The organism is Campylobacter concisus, from assembly GCF_002913745.1.
GTDB classification, from domain to species: Bacteria; Campylobacterota; Campylobacteria; order Campylobacterales; family Campylobacteraceae; genus Campylobacter_A; species Campylobacter_A concisus_R.
In genome coordinates, this window is record NZ_PPCG01000073.1 from 48175 (window position 1) to 64840 (window position 16666).

16 protein-coding genes and 1 tRNA gene are annotated in these 16666 nt (G+C 40.2%); 4 read left to right on the plus strand and 13 right to left on the minus strand.

From position 1 onward, the window contains the following. Nucleotide 1 precedes the first annotated feature (1 nt). The 9 genes from speA to murA all read right to left on the minus strand — a co-directional run bounded on the left by speA (nt 2) and on the right by murA (nt 8121). Nucleotides 2-1837, minus strand: coding sequence for a biosynthetic arginine decarboxylase (gene speA / locus CYO90_RS09015; RefSeq protein WP_103579253.1), 1836 nt, complete (start codon nt 1835-1837; stop codon nt 2-4). Next, the gene (gene hisS, locus CYO90_RS09020; protein ID WP_103579254.1) at nt 1834-3060 is read right to left on the minus strand and encodes a histidine--tRNA ligase; all 1227 of its coding nucleotides are present in this window, start codon (nt 3058-3060) and stop codon (nt 1834-1836) included. The genes speA and hisS overlap by 4 nt, the downstream gene beginning before the upstream one ends. A gap of 28 nt (nt 3061-3088) precedes the next feature. After that, nucleotides 3089-3676 carry a dTMP kinase gene (gene tmk / locus CYO90_RS09025; protein ID WP_103579255.1) on the minus strand — a complete coding sequence of 196 codons (588 nt, stop codon included), beginning with the start codon at nt 3674-3676 and terminating at the stop codon, nt 3089-3091. Between the two features lies 1 nt (nt 3677). Next, a complete protein-coding gene (gene coaD / locus CYO90_RS09030; RefSeq protein WP_012001782.1) occupies nt 3678-4148 on the minus strand; it encodes a pantetheine-phosphate adenylyltransferase in 471 nt (156 codons plus the stop codon). After that, nucleotides 4145-4696, minus strand: coding sequence for a UbiX family flavin prenyltransferase (locus CYO90_RS09035; RefSeq protein ID WP_103579256.1), 552 nt, complete (start codon nt 4694-4696; stop codon nt 4145-4147). Before CYO90_RS09035 ends, coaD begins: the two co-directional genes overlap by 4 nt. Then, nucleotides 4693-5499 carry a flagellar basal body P-ring formation chaperone FlgA gene (flgA, locus tag CYO90_RS09040; protein ID WP_021089076.1) on the minus strand — a complete coding sequence of 269 codons (807 nt, stop codon included), beginning with the start codon at nt 5497-5499 and terminating at the stop codon, nt 4693-4695. The genes CYO90_RS09035 and flgA overlap by 4 nt, the downstream gene beginning before the upstream one ends. Before the next feature lie 65 nt (nt 5500-5564). After that, nucleotides 5565-5639, minus strand: a tRNA-Gly gene (locus CYO90_RS09045). 50 nt (nt 5640-5689) lie between these two features. Continuing rightward, nucleotides 5690-6850, minus strand: coding sequence for a molybdopterin molybdotransferase MoeA (locus CYO90_RS09050; protein WP_103579257.1), 1161 nt, complete (start codon nt 6848-6850; stop codon nt 5690-5692). Nucleotides 6851-6852: 2 nt separating this feature from the next. Further along, nucleotides 6853-8121, minus strand: a complete 1269-nt coding sequence (gene murA, locus CYO90_RS09055) for a UDP-N-acetylglucosamine 1-carboxyvinyltransferase (protein WP_103579258.1) — start codon at nt 8119-8121, stop codon at nt 6853-6855. Nucleotides 8122-8259: 138 nt separating this feature from the next. Between murA and CYO90_RS09060 the strand changes: the two genes are divergently transcribed. From CYO90_RS09060 to CYO90_RS09075, 4 genes are read left to right on the plus strand one after another with little or no spacing between them, the layout of a single operon-like run. Beyond that, complete coding sequence (locus CYO90_RS09060) at nt 8260-8940, plus strand: NlpC/P60 family protein (RefSeq protein ID WP_009293799.1); 681 nt, start codon at nt 8260-8262, stop codon at nt 8938-8940. Beyond that, on the plus strand, nt 8924-9499 hold the full coding sequence (locus tag CYO90_RS09065) for a rhomboid family intramembrane serine protease (protein ID WP_103579259.1): 576 nt from the start codon (nt 8924-8926) through the stop codon (nt 9497-9499). The genes CYO90_RS09060 and CYO90_RS09065 overlap by 17 nt, the downstream gene beginning before the upstream one ends. After that, nucleotides 9486-10298: a ferritin-like domain-containing protein gene (locus CYO90_RS09070; RefSeq protein WP_103579260.1), complete on the plus strand. Its 813-nt coding sequence runs from the start codon at nt 9486-9488 to the stop codon at nt 10296-10298. Before CYO90_RS09065 ends, CYO90_RS09070 begins: the two co-directional genes overlap by 14 nt. After that, nucleotides 10295-10792, plus strand: coding sequence for a SixA phosphatase family protein (locus CYO90_RS09075; protein ID WP_103579261.1), 498 nt, complete (start codon nt 10295-10297; stop codon nt 10790-10792). The genes CYO90_RS09070 and CYO90_RS09075 overlap by 4 nt, the downstream gene beginning before the upstream one ends. 1034 nt (nt 10793-11826) lie before the next feature. Here the strand turns inward: CYO90_RS09075 and CYO90_RS09080 are convergent. From CYO90_RS09080 to CYO90_RS09095, 4 genes are read right to left on the minus strand one after another with little or no spacing between them, the layout of a single operon-like run. Next, nucleotides 11827-12177 (minus strand): hypothetical protein, encoded by a 351-nt coding sequence (locus CYO90_RS09080; protein ID WP_258030709.1) that lies wholly within the window; start codon nt 12175-12177, stop codon nt 11827-11829. Nucleotides 12178-12181: 4 nt separating this feature from the next. Then, nucleotides 12182-13528 (minus strand): TolC family protein, encoded by a 1347-nt coding sequence (locus CYO90_RS09085; protein WP_103579262.1) that lies wholly within the window; start codon nt 13526-13528, stop codon nt 12182-12184. Between the two features lies 1 nt (nt 13529). Then, nucleotides 13530-15458: a MacB family efflux pump subunit gene (locus CYO90_RS09090; RefSeq protein WP_103579263.1), complete on the minus strand. Its 1929-nt coding sequence runs from the start codon at nt 15456-15458 to the stop codon at nt 13530-13532. After that, entirely contained in the window at nt 15459-16652 is a 1194-nt protein-coding gene (locus CYO90_RS09095) for an efflux RND transporter periplasmic adaptor subunit (protein ID WP_103579264.1), read from the minus strand. Nucleotides 16653-16666 lie beyond the last annotated feature (14 nt).

Here is a 16666-nt window from a genome sequence, read left to right on the forward strand (position 1 = left end):
TTTAGTTGATTGTCTTTAAGTAGCTATTATCATTTAAAAATAGATAAAGTTCGCCCAAAATTTGCTTCTTTTGTGTTTCGTTTATCAGAGTTGATTTTTCTAAGCGCTCATTTAGAGTGTCTTGGATCTCGTAGATATCGTAGTCCATATCCTCCATGATATCAAGGATAGACTGGCTCTCTAGTAAATTTGTAACCTTGTAGCCATCGCTTGTTATTTCTATCGTGGCTTCTGTTGGATGAGTAAAGAGATTATGCTTCATGCCGATCACCTCTTGATATGCGCCAACTAGGAAAAATCCCAAGAAATAATCCTCCTTCTCCACATCCACGTCGTGCAAAAGCAGTGGGTTTTTCTCGTCATCATAGCTGATTTCGCCGTCACTATCGCAGGTGATGTCCCAGATCGAAGCTGGCAGAGTAGGGCGCTCATCTAGCCTGTCAAGCGGCATGATAGGGAAATTTTGCTTTAGTCCCCAAAAGTCTGGCAAGCTTTGAAAGATCGAGAAATTTAGCAGGTATCTCTCTTGAACCTCTTTTTGAATTTTAGTTAGATCGCTTGAGTTGCTCTTGTTGCCAAGCATCACGACAGCCTTTTTACTAATGAGCCTTAAAAGCACCTCTGCGTTTGACCTATCTTGTAGATCGACATAACCTAGATCAAAAAGCGTGAGGATGCTCTCGGTGTGGTGGATGGCGTCGTGCAGGTATTCTAGGGCGTTTGAAGGCTTGATTGACTTATAAAGATCAACTAGCTCGGTTATTAAATTTGGATTGTTTTTTTTTAAATTTAGCTTCTCTTCGGTGTATTCTTGAGAAAATAGCTCAAGCACAGGAGCGACCAAAAGCGCGTGAGAAGCGGCGATGTAGCGACCTGACTCTATGAAGATATCTGGCTCGATCTCCTTTTTTTGCTCGCTTATGGTTTTAAGCATATAAACAACGTCGTTTGCGTATTCGTTTAATGTATAATTTCTGCTGCTCTCTTCTTTAAACTGCGAGTACTCGATCGCAAGGCCGCCACCTAAATTTATAGCTTTTAAATTTGAGGCGCCCATTTTTCTAAGCTCAGCGTAGATGTTGCCAGCCTCGATGAGTGCTTTTTTGAGCGGATGGATCTCGCTTATTTGAGAGCCGATGTGAAAGTGTATCATCGTGAAGTTTTCAAGTAAATTTGCCTTTTTTAGCATCTTTACAGCTTCTATTAGCTCGGTTGATGTTAGGCCAAATTTAGAGTGTATGCCTCCACTTTTTGCCCAGAGTCCCGAGCCTGTCGAGTGCAGTCTTACCCTAAGTCCGATCTTTGGCTTTGGTTTAAAGCGCTCTTTTGCGATGGCGATTATTGCTTCAAGCTCGTTTAAGCCCTCGATAGTTAGCGTGATGTTATGCCCCATTTCAGCAGCGATAAAGCCTATGTTTATCATCTCTTTGTCTTTAAAGCCATTTACCGTTATAGGCGCTTTATCGTTGTTGTAAGCCATAGTTAGAAGTAGCTCAGCCTTGCTACCAGCCTCGAGGCCGTAGTTGTAGGGCTTGCCAAGGCGTACTAGGTTTTTTACAAAGCCTGGATATTGATTGACCTTAAGCGGAAAAACAGCATTAAAGCTGCCTTTGTAGGCAAACTCTTTCTTTGCCTTTGCAAAGCTTGCGTGGATCTGCTCGATCTGCTTTTGGATAAGGTGCGGAAAGCGAAGTAGTAGCGGCCCTCTGTAGCCATCGTCTCTTATCTCTTTTACGATGTCTATGATCGCTGGCTTGCTAGCTTCGTTTATGCAGACTTTGCCATCTTCTATCACAAAATTTGAATTGCCCCAAATGCTAAGTCCAAAATCATTCATCCCAGCTCCTTTTCAAGCTCATCTAAATTTATCGTTTTTTCGTCTTTGGTTTCTAAATTTTTATACCAAATTTTATTCTCTTTCATCTCATTTTCGCCCACGCAAAGGAAAATTTTTGCATTTTTATTGTCGGCATTTTGCAGATGTTTTTGAAGTTTTTTAGCTTCATAAGAAATTTCAACCTGATATTTTTTGCGAAGTTTTGAGCCAAGATTATAGATAAAATCAACATTCGTCGCATCAAGCGCACAAAGATAAACTCCGTTTCGCTCATCTCCAGCTTCACCTAAAATTTCCATTATCCTCTCAACGCCCATCGCAAAGCCAACGCCGTAACTGGCTCTACCGCCAAGATATTCAACGAGCCTATCGTATCTGCCGCCACCAGCGACTGCGCTTTGTGAGCCGATCTCGTTGCTGATAAACTCAAACGCCGTCTTGCAGTAGTAGTCCAGCCCACGAACGAGCTTGGTGTCTATCTCAAATTTAACGCCATTTGCCGTTAAAATTTCTTGCAGTTTTGCAAAATCAGCCTGCGCCTCATCGCTTAAGCTATCAGTGATAACTGGAGCATTTTTGTAAATTTCTTGACAGCTCTCGACCTTGCAGTCAAGCACGCGGATAGGGTTTAAAAGCTTGCGTCTTTTGCAGTCTTCGCAAATTTTATCGTCATTTTCATCTAGAAATTTAACAAGTTTTTCTTTGTAAGACTTCATCGAGCTCTCGTCGCCAAGTGAGTTTATTTTTAGGGTTGTTTTTATATTTAGTCTGTTAAAAATTTCGCTCACCATCAAGATAATGCTCGCATCCTCATAGACACTGCCCTCGCCAAAGCACTCACAGCCAAACTGGTGAAATTCTCTCAAGCGGCCTTTTTGTGGGCGCTCGTAGCGAAACATCGAGCCATGATAAAAGCAGCGCTTTGTCACGTTTGCCCTGTCAAGCTTTGCCTCGATAAAGGCTCTAACCACGCCAGCCGTGCCCTCAGGACGCAAACAAACGTCATTACCGCCCTTGTCTTCAAACTGATACATCTCCTTGCCCACGATGTCACTGCTCTCGCCGACACTTCTTTTAAAAAGCGCCGTCTCCTCGAGGTGCGGGGTTAAAATTTGCTCATATCCGTAGTTTTTTGCGACTTCCTCGCAGGTTTTGATTATCTGTGCGTAAAGTTTTGCGCGAGCTGGAAGCATATCTTTCATGCCACGAAGTGCCGTTATCATCGCATTATCCTTTTTATTTTTTGTGATTTTACTTAAAATTTATAAAATTTTCTATCTCTTTTGAAATTAGCTCTATGCTTTTAGATGCGTCTATAAAAAGCGTTTCAAAGCCATTTTTGATAAGAATTTGCTTCATCAAACTTTGCACTTTTAAAAGATACTCTAGCCCACGAGCCTCGATCTTATCGCTTGTGCCTCTTGCTTTTAGGCGCGAGCTTATAAGCTCACGGCTTGCTTCAAAAAAGACTATCTTATCTGCAAATTTATCATTTAGTGCAAATTTATTAAGTTCTAAAAGCACGTTTTCATCTAAGTTTTCATCATTTGCCAAAGCGTAGGCGATGCCTGAGATAAAGCCTCTGTCGCTTAAAATGAGCTTACTTAAATTTGGAGCGACTAGCTTTTCAAAATGCTCAGCCCTATCAGCTAAAAAGAGTAAAATTTCAGCCCTTTTGCCTATTTTTATGCTTGAGCTTAGTAAAATTTCTCGTAAATTTACACCAAGCTGCGTGCCGCCTGGCTCTTTTGTGACGATGGCATCACTAAATTTAGAAGCTAAAATTTCTATCTGCGTGCTCTTGCCAACGCCGTCAATGCCTTCAAACAAAACATACATTTTACGCCTTTAAATTTTTAAGAATTTTTGCTGGCACTAGGTTGCTCACGTCGCCGTCGTGGCGCAAGACTGAGCGGACGATCGAGCTTGAGATGAAGGCGTTATTTAAGCTTGGCATAAGATAAACCGTCTCAAATTCGTCCCAAAGTGCGGCGTTTGCGTAGCCGATTTGTAGCTCATACTCGAAGTCACTAACCGCGCGAAGCCCCCTGATGACGGTGTTTATGCCGTGCGATTTAGCAAAATCAACAAGCAAGTTATCAAAGCCAAGAACGCTTACATTTTTTAGCTCACAAACTGCCTCTTTTGCCATCTCTATGCGCTTTTCATGTGCGAACATTGGCTGCTTGCTATCACTTTTTGCAACTGCGACGATTACCTTGTCAAAAATTTTTGTAGCTCTTATGATGACGTCTAAATGGCCGTTTGTTATGGGGTCAAAGGTCCCTGGATAGATGCAAGATTTTTTCAAATTTGCCACCTTTTGTAAAGATTATTTTGGATTTTTAAGGCATCAAGCCACTTGCCGATGATGAAATTTTCCATATCAAGAAGGCTCTTTATGCCTGCGTAGTAGCCTAAAACTGGTGGTGCGATGATGGCTCCAAGAGATGAGAGCAGCTGCATCTGAGAGAGTGTGATCGCAGAAAATGGCATCTCTCTAACGCCCAAAACTAGGGCTTGTCTCTCTTTTAGCGCGACACTTGCAGCTCTTGTGATGAGCGTGTCGCTTATGCCGTTTGCAACTTTTGCCAAAGTATTAGTAGAGCAGGGTGCTATGATCATAGCATCCGTGCCAAACGAGCCTGAGGCTGGGCCAGCGCTAAGGTCTTGATCATCATAAATTTTTACGCCAAGCTCATCTAAATTTAGCCTCAAATTTTCTTCAGCCTCTAAAACTTTCATAGCATTTTTACTAACTATGACATGCGCCTCACAGCTATCTTTGGCGGCACTTACTAGCTTTAGAAAAAGCCCAGCCCCGCTTGCTCCAGTGGCTGCAAAAACTACCTTTTTCATCTAATAACTGCCTCGTCTTTGCCTGAAACTGTGGCCTGTAAAATTTTATTTTCTCTCGTTCTTATCTTTATCATATCGCCTAAATTTCCATCTTCAAGCGCCTTTACTTCAGCGATTATCTTGACACCACCTTCGCTTAAAACCGCATTTAGCATTTGACCTTTTTTGACTAAACTAATGGCATTAAACTGACGTTTGGTTAAAATTTCACCGCTTCTTATCTGCACTTTTGTGACAAGAGTTGAGGCGCTAAGTCCAAAGAGTGCGTCACGCGGCCATTTGCTAAACTCGATCATCGTTGGTTGGTAGTCAAGCAAGCTTAAAATGTGATTTGTATTCATTGAATTTATAGCGATAAAAACTGGCATTTTGGCGTTAAAGCTAAATTTAAAATAAAGACTTTTTAAGCTTAGATCAACGTCCTCAAATGAGGCTCTAAAGACGCCTTTTTGGCTATTTTGATCGTTTAGAAAGATATTTTTAAAAACTAAGTCTTTAAAATTTGCAGGTAGTTTGTTTTGCGGGCTGATGCTAAGATCGCTCACGCTGATGCCTGGATACTCGTTGCTGATCTCTCTTAGAAACTGCATCTGAATTTCATCCATGATAGAGCAGTTTTTCACAAAAGCTACGCTGCCGCCGCTTTTGTCATTATATGTTTTAAAATTTGCTGTTAGAATTTCATAGAGTTTTTTGCTATCTATCTTGGCAGCTCTTTTGCCCTCTAAGTTTAAAATTTCATTGTCTTCGCCTTCAAAGCCAAAAGTGCTGAGTGAAATTTGATCATTTACGACGCAATACATCGGATAGATGCTGACTTCATTTGCAAAAAGTTTTGTGGAAAATAAAAAAATGAGTATAAAAAAGATGGAGCGGGAAACGAGATTCGAACTCGCGACCCCAACCTTGGCAAGGTTGTGCTCTACCCCTGAGCTATTCCCGCAATCAAAATGAAGTCCGCATTTTATCAGATTGTTTTTCATTTGTCAAGGATTATGGAAGTTTTATAAGTGAAATTTCACTATTTTGTAAAATTTCACCTTGATCAGGGCTAGTTATCAGCACAAAATCACTCTTTAATATATGATTTATCATGCCTGAGCCATATTTTCCGCCGTCAGTTGCTATAAATTTGCCATTAGCTACATTGCCAAATACCGCATTTGCTCTGCCTGATTTTACCTTTAAATTTTCGCTATTTATAGCTTTTTGCGTCACAAAACACTCACTTTTTAGAAGTGGCAAAACAAGCATCATCGTGCAAAGATAAGCAGCCATAGGGTTGCCAGGCAAGATAAAAACAAGCCTGCCATCTTTTTCATAAGCCTTGCAAGGTCTGCCAGGTCTTATGTCAAGGTGCGAGAAAATTTCGTTGTATCCAAGCTCGCTTAGGGCTATCTTCATAAAGTCAGCCTCACCAGCGCTTGCTCCACCAGAGCAGATAACAATGTCGTAGTTTGCAGCGTTTAAAAATGCCTGTTTTACAGCGCTTAGCTCATCTTTTATGATGCCAAGATATGAGCTTTTTTGACCGATTGAGCTTAAAAGTGCGGTGATGCCAAGTGCATTTGCATTGTAAATTTCATCCTCGCTCGCTCTTTGCCAAGGCTCGATGATCTCGTTTCCGCTCGAGTAAATTCCAACACTAGGCTGCTTTTTAACTTCTATAAAGCTTATGCCCTGAGCTGCAAGCATCATCACACTTCTTGTGTTTAAAATTTCGCCACTTTTTAGTAAAATTTCACCAACTTTTGTCTCTTCGCCTTTAAAGCGGTAAGCTTCGCCTTTTTTAAGCTTAGCTGGCGCTTTTACAAACTCACCCTCAACGACGCAGTCTTCAAATCTCATGACCGTGTCAGCACCCTTTGGCATCTTTGCGCCAGTCATTATCTTCACGCATTCGTTTTTGCCGATAGCTAGCTGCTCTTTATCGCCTGCAAAGGCACTTGCGATGATCTTATAAGGCTCATCTTTTTCATCAAATTTAACCGCAAATCCATCAAGCGCTGAGTTATCAAAGCAGGGCAGGTCTTTGACCGCTATCACGTCATTTGCCAAGGTTTTGCCAAGAGCCTCACTAATGGGTAAAATTTCACTCTCATTTTTTGGTTTAAATTTAGCTTTTAAAGCCTCAAGTGCGTCATTTACTAGCATTTTTACTCCTCAAGCCTAACTATTTTCGCCCCAAGGCTTTTAAATTTCTCCTCCAGCCTCTCATAACCTCTATCAAGGTGGTAAATTCTATGCACTAAGCTCTCGCCATTTGCGATGAGAGCGGCTAGTATCAGCGCTGAGCTTGCTCTAAGGTCAGTCGCCATGACATCAGCTGCATTTAAATTTGCAGGGGCATAAACGCTTGCGATATGGCCGTTTAGGCGGATATCAGCGCCCATTCTAGCTAGCTCACTAACGTGCATAAATCGGTTTTCAAAAAGCCTCTCATCTATCGTGCTAACGCCGTTTGCTGCTAGACAAAGTGCCATAAACTGAGCCTGCATATCGGTTGGAAAGCCTGGATATTCAGTCGTTCTTATCTCGACTGGTTTTATCTCATTTGTCGGCAAAATCGTGATCTTATCGCCGTCTATTTCGATGCCAAAGCCCATCTCTTCAAATTTATTTAAAATGGCTGTCATGTGCGCAGCATTCGCCCTTGTGACTGAAATTTTGCTATTTGTGATAGCTCCAGCGCAAAGGTATGTGCCAGCCTCGATCCTATCAGGGATGACTTCGATATCGCAAATTTCAAGTAGTTTTTGACCACTACCAGTGATCTTTAGCTCGCTCGTGCCTATGCCTTCGATCTTAACGCCACTTTGAGCCAAAATTTCACAAATTTGCACCACTTCAGGCTCAAGCGCGACATTAAAAAGCTCTGTCGTGCCGTGCGCTAGCGCTGCTGCCATGATGATGTTTTCGCTGCCAGTTACGGTGATCTTGTCAAAAACTATCTTTGCACCTTTTAGTCCATTTGGCGCGGTTGCGACAACGTAGCCTTGCTTTATCTCGATATTTGCGCCCATTTTCTCAAGTGCGCTTAGATGTAGATCTATTGGTCTTTGTCCGATCGCACAGCCTCCAGGAAGGCTCACTTCACAGTGTCCAAAGCGCGCTAAAAGCGGACCAAGCGTCAAGATAGAAGCGCGCATCTTTCTAACGATGTCGTAGTTTGCCGTGGTTGAATTTACGCTGCTTGTGTCGATACTTAGTGAGTTTTCATCTTTAAATTCGCACTTTGCTCCAAGATTAACAAGCAACTGGCAAAGCGTCTTTATGTCAGCGACATTTGGGATATTTGTTAAATTTATCTTATTTTTAGCAAGTAGGGTTAGGGCGATGATAGGTAGGGCGGCATTTTTGGCTCCGCTGATCTTTACTTCGCCGCTTAATTTGGCATTGCCTTCTATTTTTAGATAGTGCATCATTATTTTTTGCCTTAAGAAAATATATTTTTTGCCGATTATATTGTTTTTAAACTTAGAGTAAAGAAAACAGGGCGCTATTTTCGCTCTATTTACATTTAAGAGTTAAAATTACGAAAATTAATTATTTTGGATAAAAATATGTTAAGTTTAATAAACAAAAGAATATTTTTTGCACTATGCGTTGCACTTTTTACAGGTTGTTCTTTCACTTCAAACGAGCCTAAAATCCCACAAAATGACTACAATCAAACCGCCTCTACAAATGGTGACTTTAGCAGACAAACTTCAAGTGAGCTTTTAGACGAAGATGACGGCAGAGCAGATAAAGAATTTGGTTCATTTTTTAAAAAATACTTAAATACTAGAGCAGGGGGCGACTGCTCAGGCTTTGTATCTATCGTAAATGCAAAATATAAAAATATGTATTTTGATGAAAAAACCATCAATAACTACTACAGCAAGGGTGGCAGAAAGTCAAAAGCCATCTACAACTTCTATGAAAGCCAAAATTTGATCACTCATAAAAATCCAAAAAAAGGCGATCTTATCTTCTTTTCAAACACCCTTGGCAAAGGCATACAAAAAAATAAAGACAAGAAAAATGTCACTCACGTTGGCATCGTGACAGCTATACTTCCTGATGAGACGGTGAAATTTATCCACAACTCTGGCGGCAGGATCATCCACAGCTATATGAATTTAAAACAAAAAAACACGCATCTAAAAGGCGACAAAGAGATAAATAGCTACGTTGTAAGGTGCTCAAACGCTAGCTGCCTAGCGGCAAACAGATTTGCTGGATATGGCAAAGCTAAGTAGCCCAGCTACATTTGCGCTTATCCTTTTAAATTTAGCTGCATTTTTTGGCGTCACCTTTCTGCACTCGCGTGAGTTATGGCTTGCGTTTGGTTTAAACATCTATTTTTTAGAAAAACTCTATCTATTTCAGCCCCTCACATCTATCTTTATACACGCAGGCGCAGGTCACTTGCTTATGAATATGCTCTTTTTATATCAAGTTGGCTCAATGAGCGAGCTATATCTTGGTACGAAGAAATTTATCATTTTTTATATTGTTGGCGGCGTTTTGACGCAAATTTTAAGCTTTATTTATATATATTTTGCATTTGAAAATGAGAAATTTATAAATTTAGTCGGTGCAAGCGGGGCTTTGTGTATGCTCTTTGGCATGCTGGCGACCTCGATGCTTTACTCAGACAAAAAGGCGTGGTTTGGCTACTTTGCCATCGTTGTTGCCATGAGCTTTTTGCCGCTACTTATGGGCATAAATGTCGCATGGTACGCACACTTTATAGGCTGGGGCATCGGCTGTTTGTATGCTAAATTTTACTTAAAGAGAGCAGATGAGATTTTTTGATGAGATCTGGGACATTTTAAACGAAGGCGACGTGGAGCTTAAATTTTTAAAATTTGAGCTATTTTACGAGAAATTTAGATCAAATTTAGATATTTGCTTTGATGAAATTTCTGCGCCAAATGAGCTAACTACGCCATGCTACGCTAAATTTTGCGACGTCGTTAGCATGAAAGAGCTAAACAAAAAGATAAAGCCAAAAGATAAAAACCTAAATTTCATCCACTCAGTCGCTCACATCGAATTTAGCGCTATCGACATCGCGCTTGATGCTTGTTATAGATTTAGAGGGCTGCCAAGGGAGTTTTACGAGGACTGGCTGGAGGTGGCTGAGGATGAGATCAGGCACTTTTGTATGATAGAAAATTTGCTCACAAAGCAGGGCGGCAGATATGGCGAGCTAAGCGTGCATGATGGCCTTTTTATCGCACTTCAAAAAACTTCAGATAGGCTTACTAGCCGCATGGCGCTACTGCCAAGATATATGGAAGCAAACGGGCTTGATGCAAACGCTCACATCATCAAAAGGCTAGAAGCTGAGGGCGGGCAAGAAGAGTTTATTGAGTGCCTAAAAGTCATCTTAAAAGAGGAAGTCTCTCACGTTTATAAGGGTGATAAATGGTTTAAATTTGCCTGCAAAAAAGAGGGCGTCGATGAGAAAAGCTACTTTGACATTATTTTAAATTTATATCCAAATTCATTTAAAAGTATGAGAGAGATCAACGAAAAAGACCGATTAAAGGCAGGATTTAGCGAGGAAGAGCTTAGTTGGATAAAGAATTTCTCAAAGGATAGATCATGAGCAAAATTTACTTCATAAGGCACGCAAAAGCAGTTGATGAGAACAAAGACGGCGCAAAAGATGCTTCAAGAGAGCTTAGCCCAAAAGGAAAAGAAGACGCTAAATTTATGGCTAGCAGGCTAAAAATGTATGATGTGATGCCAGGAGCTATCTTTTCAAGCAGTGCTAAAAGATGCGAGCAAACAGCAAAAATCATCGCTAAAACTTTAAAATTTAAAGAAAAATCCATAGAGATAAAAGATGAGCTTTACGACATAAGCTTTGAGGATCTGTTGGAGTTCGTAAGAAATTTAGACAAAAATTTAGATGAAATTTTCATCATCACGCACAATCCTAGCATAACTGAAATTTGCGAATATCTAAGCGACTCATCGATCGATAATATCCCAACTTCAGGCATATTTTGCATTGAGTTTAAGTCTGAATTTAAAGAGCTAAAAGAGGGCAGTGCAAAAGCTTTGTTTTTTGACCACCCAAAGAAACATCAAAGATAAGTTTTATTAAAAATCTGCAAATTTATTCATTGCAATTTGAAAGACGAAAAGGACATCTGTTTATTTGATTTTTCAAATGCAAGTTTTGCTTTTGAATCAAAAAACATTTTCTACTCAAATTTTAAAATTTATCACTCCAGTTTTTAAAATTTAACCATTTCAAGTTCAAATTACCAAACATAAAAGCAAATTTAAAATCAACCATAATTGTAATGCCAAAATATGACAAAAGGTAAAATACAAGATATATTATATATTTTGTATTGAAAACTACAATTTTCAAATTGATATTTTAAAATCTTTATTCTGCTTTTTTGAAAGTTTTAAATGGCTAGATTTGGCTAGTTTTTGCATTTTATCTTTTGTGTGATCTAAATTTATCCATTAAATTTGGCGTAAAAATATTTGTAAGAAAATGAGTTAAATTTTACACTTTTCAAAAATTGTGAAATTTACATTTATCTTATACGTAACTTAAAACTTGATCTACCCTATTTTGAAAATGTGAGCGAGAGCTATCTTTGGAGTTTGTGGTTCTTGCTTTTAAACGCAGAGCACCGACCCATTGCAAAAGCGATGGATAAGTGTTAAGTATAACGCTCGCTCAAGCTGGCGTTTTTGGATGTAAATTTAATCCAAAGCGAGTGTTTTTTAAAAGCTGATAAGACGATCTTATACGTGCTAAATTTAAGAGCAGCATAAAATAGAATAAATGAGTGATATTTGTTTTTGAGTGCCAAAAAGTTATCTTGTGCGTTAAATTTTGAAGCAAATGGGTTAAATTAGCATTCAAAGGCAACTATAAAACCAAAATTTGTGTTAAATTTTAGATTTGAGCGATCTTGTGTGCTAAATTTAAGATCTAGGAGTTAAATTTACTATGAAAACACACATGAAAACTATTTTTCAAGCTAAAGTGCGTAATTAAATTTTATCGTCAAAAAGTGTGTGGATATCTAGTGTATAGTTTTTAGGCATAAATATAGGTGAGTCTAAAATTTCAAGCAAGCCATCATCAAATGAGAGAAATTCCACTACTCTTTTGCGATTAGCCGCACTACCTTTACGATCTGCATTTTATCTGCCGTCCATTCAGAAAAAGCTAGAAATTTAGAGTCCTCTGAAAACAAAAAGCAAGCAGTCGCTCTTTCACTAAGTGAAATTTGGTGGGCGCTACCATCTTTAACTAAATTTTGATCCACTGATGATGTTTTTGCGTGGTTTGAAAGCTCATTTTTTAAATTTAGATAGTGCTTGCTATTTATAAAAAGTCGTAGCTCGCCAAGGGTTGGAGCGCCCATAGCGACCTCACAGCCTTCAAATTTGGCGCTAAATTTGCCATCACTGCTACACGCATTTGCCTCGTAGTCCCAAGCCGAGCTCATAAATTTACCTATTAAATTTGCCTGCCATGGCTTTGTAGATATTTAGCTCGTCTTGTAAAAGTGTGTATTTTGCTTTTAGTAGCCCTATTTTAGCCTCTAGCTCGCTATTTTTAGCCTCTAAAAACTGCTTTAGTTCGACCTTGCCGTAAGAGTATTTTAGCTCGTAAATTTTTGAAATTTCCTCGTAGTTTTTTATCTGCTCTTGGTAGTTTGCAAGTAGTGCTTCGTCGGACAAATAGCCTTTGTAAAATGCGTCTATCTCGTTTAATGCGCTATTTAGAGTGCTTATGTAGTTTAGTTTTGCAAGCTCAAAATTTGCCTCGCTAACCTTTAAATTTGACTTTAGCTTAGAGTAGTTTAAAAATGGTAAATTTAGAGCGACATTGCCATTTAGAAATTTAAGGCTAAAGGCTTCCTCTTTTTTGTCGGTGCTGTTTTTGAGGCTGGCTCCTAGCGTGATGCTTGGATAAAACTCTTTTTGGCTCGCTTTGTAGTTTAAGATGCCCTCTTCTATGCGGTAAATGGCCGCTCTTAGATCAGGGCGGTTTGCTATGGCGCTTGTTGGCACTTCAAGATCAACGCCCATTCTTTTAACGGGACTTAGCATGAGGCCTTCAAATTTAAGCTCAAATTCTGGCCTCTCATTTAGTAAAATCCTAAGCGTTTTTTTAGCACTCACAAGCTCTTTTTTGGCACTTTCTATCTTATTTTGAGCGTTTAGTTGCTGTGAGTTTATCTGTTTTAGGCTTAGCGCCTCCTCTTTACCAAGCTTAAATTTAAGCCCAACTATCTCATTTAGCTTGTTATAAATTTCTAAAATTTGCTCATAAGTTTTGACGCTCTCGTTTAGATATAAAATTTGAAAATAAGCGTCTGCCACGGAGTTTATGACGCTTATTTTGCTAGCCTCCAGATCAAATTTAGTTGCTTTTGCTTCAAACATCGCTGCATCTTTGCTGTTTGCTAGCTTTTGCCAAAGATCAAGCTCATAGCTAAGCCCTATGCTTGAGCCAAAACTTCTAGTGACCGCGCCGCCCTCTTTTATATTTTTGCTACTTCCAGCCTCAAAACCAGCATTAAAGTTTGGGATGAGATTTGCCTGCAAAACGCCAGCTTGAGCGAGCGCTTTATTTACATTTATAGCAGCTTTTGCAAGGTCGGTGTTGTTTTTAAGCGCAAGTTCTACAAGCTCATCAAGGTAGCTTTGCTGATACTGCTTCCACCAAGAAGTGTCTAAATTTAGCTCGCCACTGGCGTTATCTTCAAGTAAAATTTGTTTGTAGTTTTCATCTATATTTTTAACAGCGCAGCCGCTTAAAACGAGCACTAAAGCTAGGCTTAGAAATTTCATATTACTCCCTTGAAAGCGCATCTATTGGATTTAGTTTTGAGGCGTTTTTAGCTGGCATGTAGCCAAAGATGATGCCAATAGCCATCGACGTGACAAGTGCAAGTACGATCGAGCCGTTTGAAAAGATCATGCTAAAGCCGTTTAAGAAGTTGTTAAAGATATAGCCGATCGCGTAGGATAGGACGATGCCGATGGCTCCGCCGATAAGGCAAAGTAGCACGGCCTCTATCAAAAACTGCTGCAAGATATTGCTCTGTCTAGCTCCGATCGCCATTTTTATACCTATCTCTTTGGTGCGCTCAGTGACTGAGACTAGCATGATGTTCATGACGCCTATGCCTCCAACTACGAGCGAGACGACGGCGATGCTTGAGATGAGAAGGCGCATGGTCGAGATGGTCTCTTCGATCGTTTGCTTGATGCTGTCTGAGTTTCTTGTAAAAAAGTCCTTTTTGCCGTGCTTGATCTCTAAAAGCTCGGTTAGTGTTTTTTCGGCGATTTGCGCATTGATACCTTCATTTACTTTGGCGGTGACCGAGCTTATAAATTTATCTCCTGTGACCTTGTTTAGCACGGTCGTGTATGGAGCGTAAATTTTAAGCGTGCTTGAGTCGCCCATCTTAAAATCATCCTTTTGCAAAACGCCGATAATACGAAGTGGCTTTTTGTTAAAAAGTATGATCTTGCCGATAGGATCATCATTTTTAAAGATGCTATTTTTGGTGTTTTGATCGATTAGTGCGACTGAAGCTGAGTTTAAAACCTCGTCATCATCGTAAATTCTGCCCTCTTCTAGCTTTAGCCCATTTACATCAAAGCTCCCTACTCCACCGCCTTTTAGGCTCGCACTTAGCGAGATATTTTCATAGGTTAGCACGCCTGAGGTGCTTGTATTTGGCGTGACTGAGTCTAAAAAGGACTGCTTAGCAAGCATGTTTGCATCGCTAATGGAGAGCGTTTTTACCTTGCCTGAGAGCATATCGCCAAAGCCTTTACCAGGCATGATGTCGATCGTGTTAGTGCCGATCTTTCTGATACCAGCTAAAATTTGCTCCTGTGAGCCTTTGCCAAGGGCAACGACACTAATTACAGCTGTAATGCCAATGATAATGCCAAGCATCGTTAAAAGCGATCTTAGTTTGTGCGCTAGCATCGCATTTACCGACATTTTAAAGCTCTCTATTAGCTGGTCTTTATAGTAGGTAAATTTGCTCTTTTCTGGCTGAGTTTGCTTGCTAGCTTCATAAATTTTGCTATTTTTGACATTGTCACTTACGATGTTGCCATCTTTTATCTCTATCACCCTACTCGCGTACTCTGCGATCTTTGGGTCGTGCGTGACGATGATGATAGTGTGGCCTTTTTTGTAAAGATCGACTAAAATTTCCATCACCTTAAGCCCACTTTTGCTATCAAGCGCGCCAGTTGGCTCGTCTGCTAAAATGATCTCGCCGCCATTCATCAGCGCCCTTGCTATGGAGACCCTTTGCTGTTGTCCGCCTGAGAGTTTGTTTGGTAAATTTTTCGCTTTTTCGCTAAGTCCGAGTGAGCCAAGAAGCTCATTAGCTCTTTTCTCTCGCTCACTCTTGTTTGCCCCTGCGTAGATGCTAGGCAGTGCTACGTTTTCAAGGGCGTTCATCGTGCTAAGAAGGTTATATCCTTGAAAGATAAAGCCAAATTTATCCCTTCTAAGCTTGGCAAGTGCGTCGCTATCAAATTTTGATATATCTTTGCCATCAAGCAGGTATTGCCCACCACTTGGGCTGTCTAAGCAGCCAAGGATGTTCATCAGGGTTGATTTACCAGAGCCAGACTGACCGATGATGGCTATAAACTCACCTTTTTTTATCTCTAAATTTATGCCATGCAGGATCTCTATCTCATTATCGCCTAGCTTAAAGCTTTTAGTGATGTTTTTTAGGCTTATCACTTAAAACTTCTTATGTTCTTTTGCGATCATCTTAGCGATCTCGCTTGATGAGCCTTGAGATGTGATGATCTCATCGCCCTCGTTTATGCCGCTGATGATCTGCGTATCGAGGTTGTCTTTTATGCCGGTTTTGACCGCTGTTTTTACTGGCTTGCCATCTTTTAGCACATAGACAAAAGTGCCGTTTTCATCTTTTTTGATGCCGATGCTTGGCACGATGATGGCATCCTCGACGTTTGCTATTAAAAGTTCGTTTTGTGTGGTCATACCTATTCTTAAAATTCCATCTTTATTATCAACGATACTTTGTGCGTAGTAATAGACTGCCGAGCTGCTGCTTGAGCTACTTAATGAAGACTTACTGCTGCTACTTGAGCCGTAGCTACCATCACTTAGTGTAGTAAGCCCAGGGTCGATCGAGCTAACAGTCGTTTGAAATTTCTTCGTTGGCTCAGAGAGGATCGAGTATTCAACAGGCGTGCCGACTTTGATCTTTGTGATGTCGCCCTCTGCTATTTGCATCTTCATCTTTACATGGCTAAGATCAGCGATATTTACGATAGTTGGCGTAGTTTGGTTGGCATTTACAGTTTGACCCTCCTCGACCTGCACGCTTACAACGGTGCCATCTCTTGGTGCGGTGATCTTTGTGTAGCCTAAATTTATCTTAGCTGTGCTTAGCTCGATATTTGTCTGCTTGATCTGTGCTTCAAGCTCCTTTATCTTGGCGCTATTTGCACTATATGTGTTTTTTGCGCTTTCAAATTCTTGCTTTGAAGTGGCGTTTTTAGAAAATAGTGCATTTTCTCTATCAAACTGCGTTTTAGCTATATTTAGAGCCACTTTTGCGCTTTCAAGCTGAGCTTTGTAGATGGCAAGCTGTGCTTCTTTATTATCTATGCTATTTTGCTGGGTCGAACTATCGATGCTTGCGATCATATCGCCCTTTTTTACCTGATCTCCAAGCCTAACGTATAGCTTTTTTATCTGGCCACTCACCTGCGCGCCCACATCGACTAGCTCGGTAGCGAAAATTTCTCCAGTCGCATCGACCTTTTTGCTAAATGAACCCCTTTTTGCCTTTTTGGTGATAAACTCCACCTTTTCGTCTTTTACTTTAAAAAATTTATCGTAAATAAAATATACACCGACGCCTAAAATAAGCAGGATTATCAAAATTTTAGATTTTTTCATCGCTTCTCTTTGTA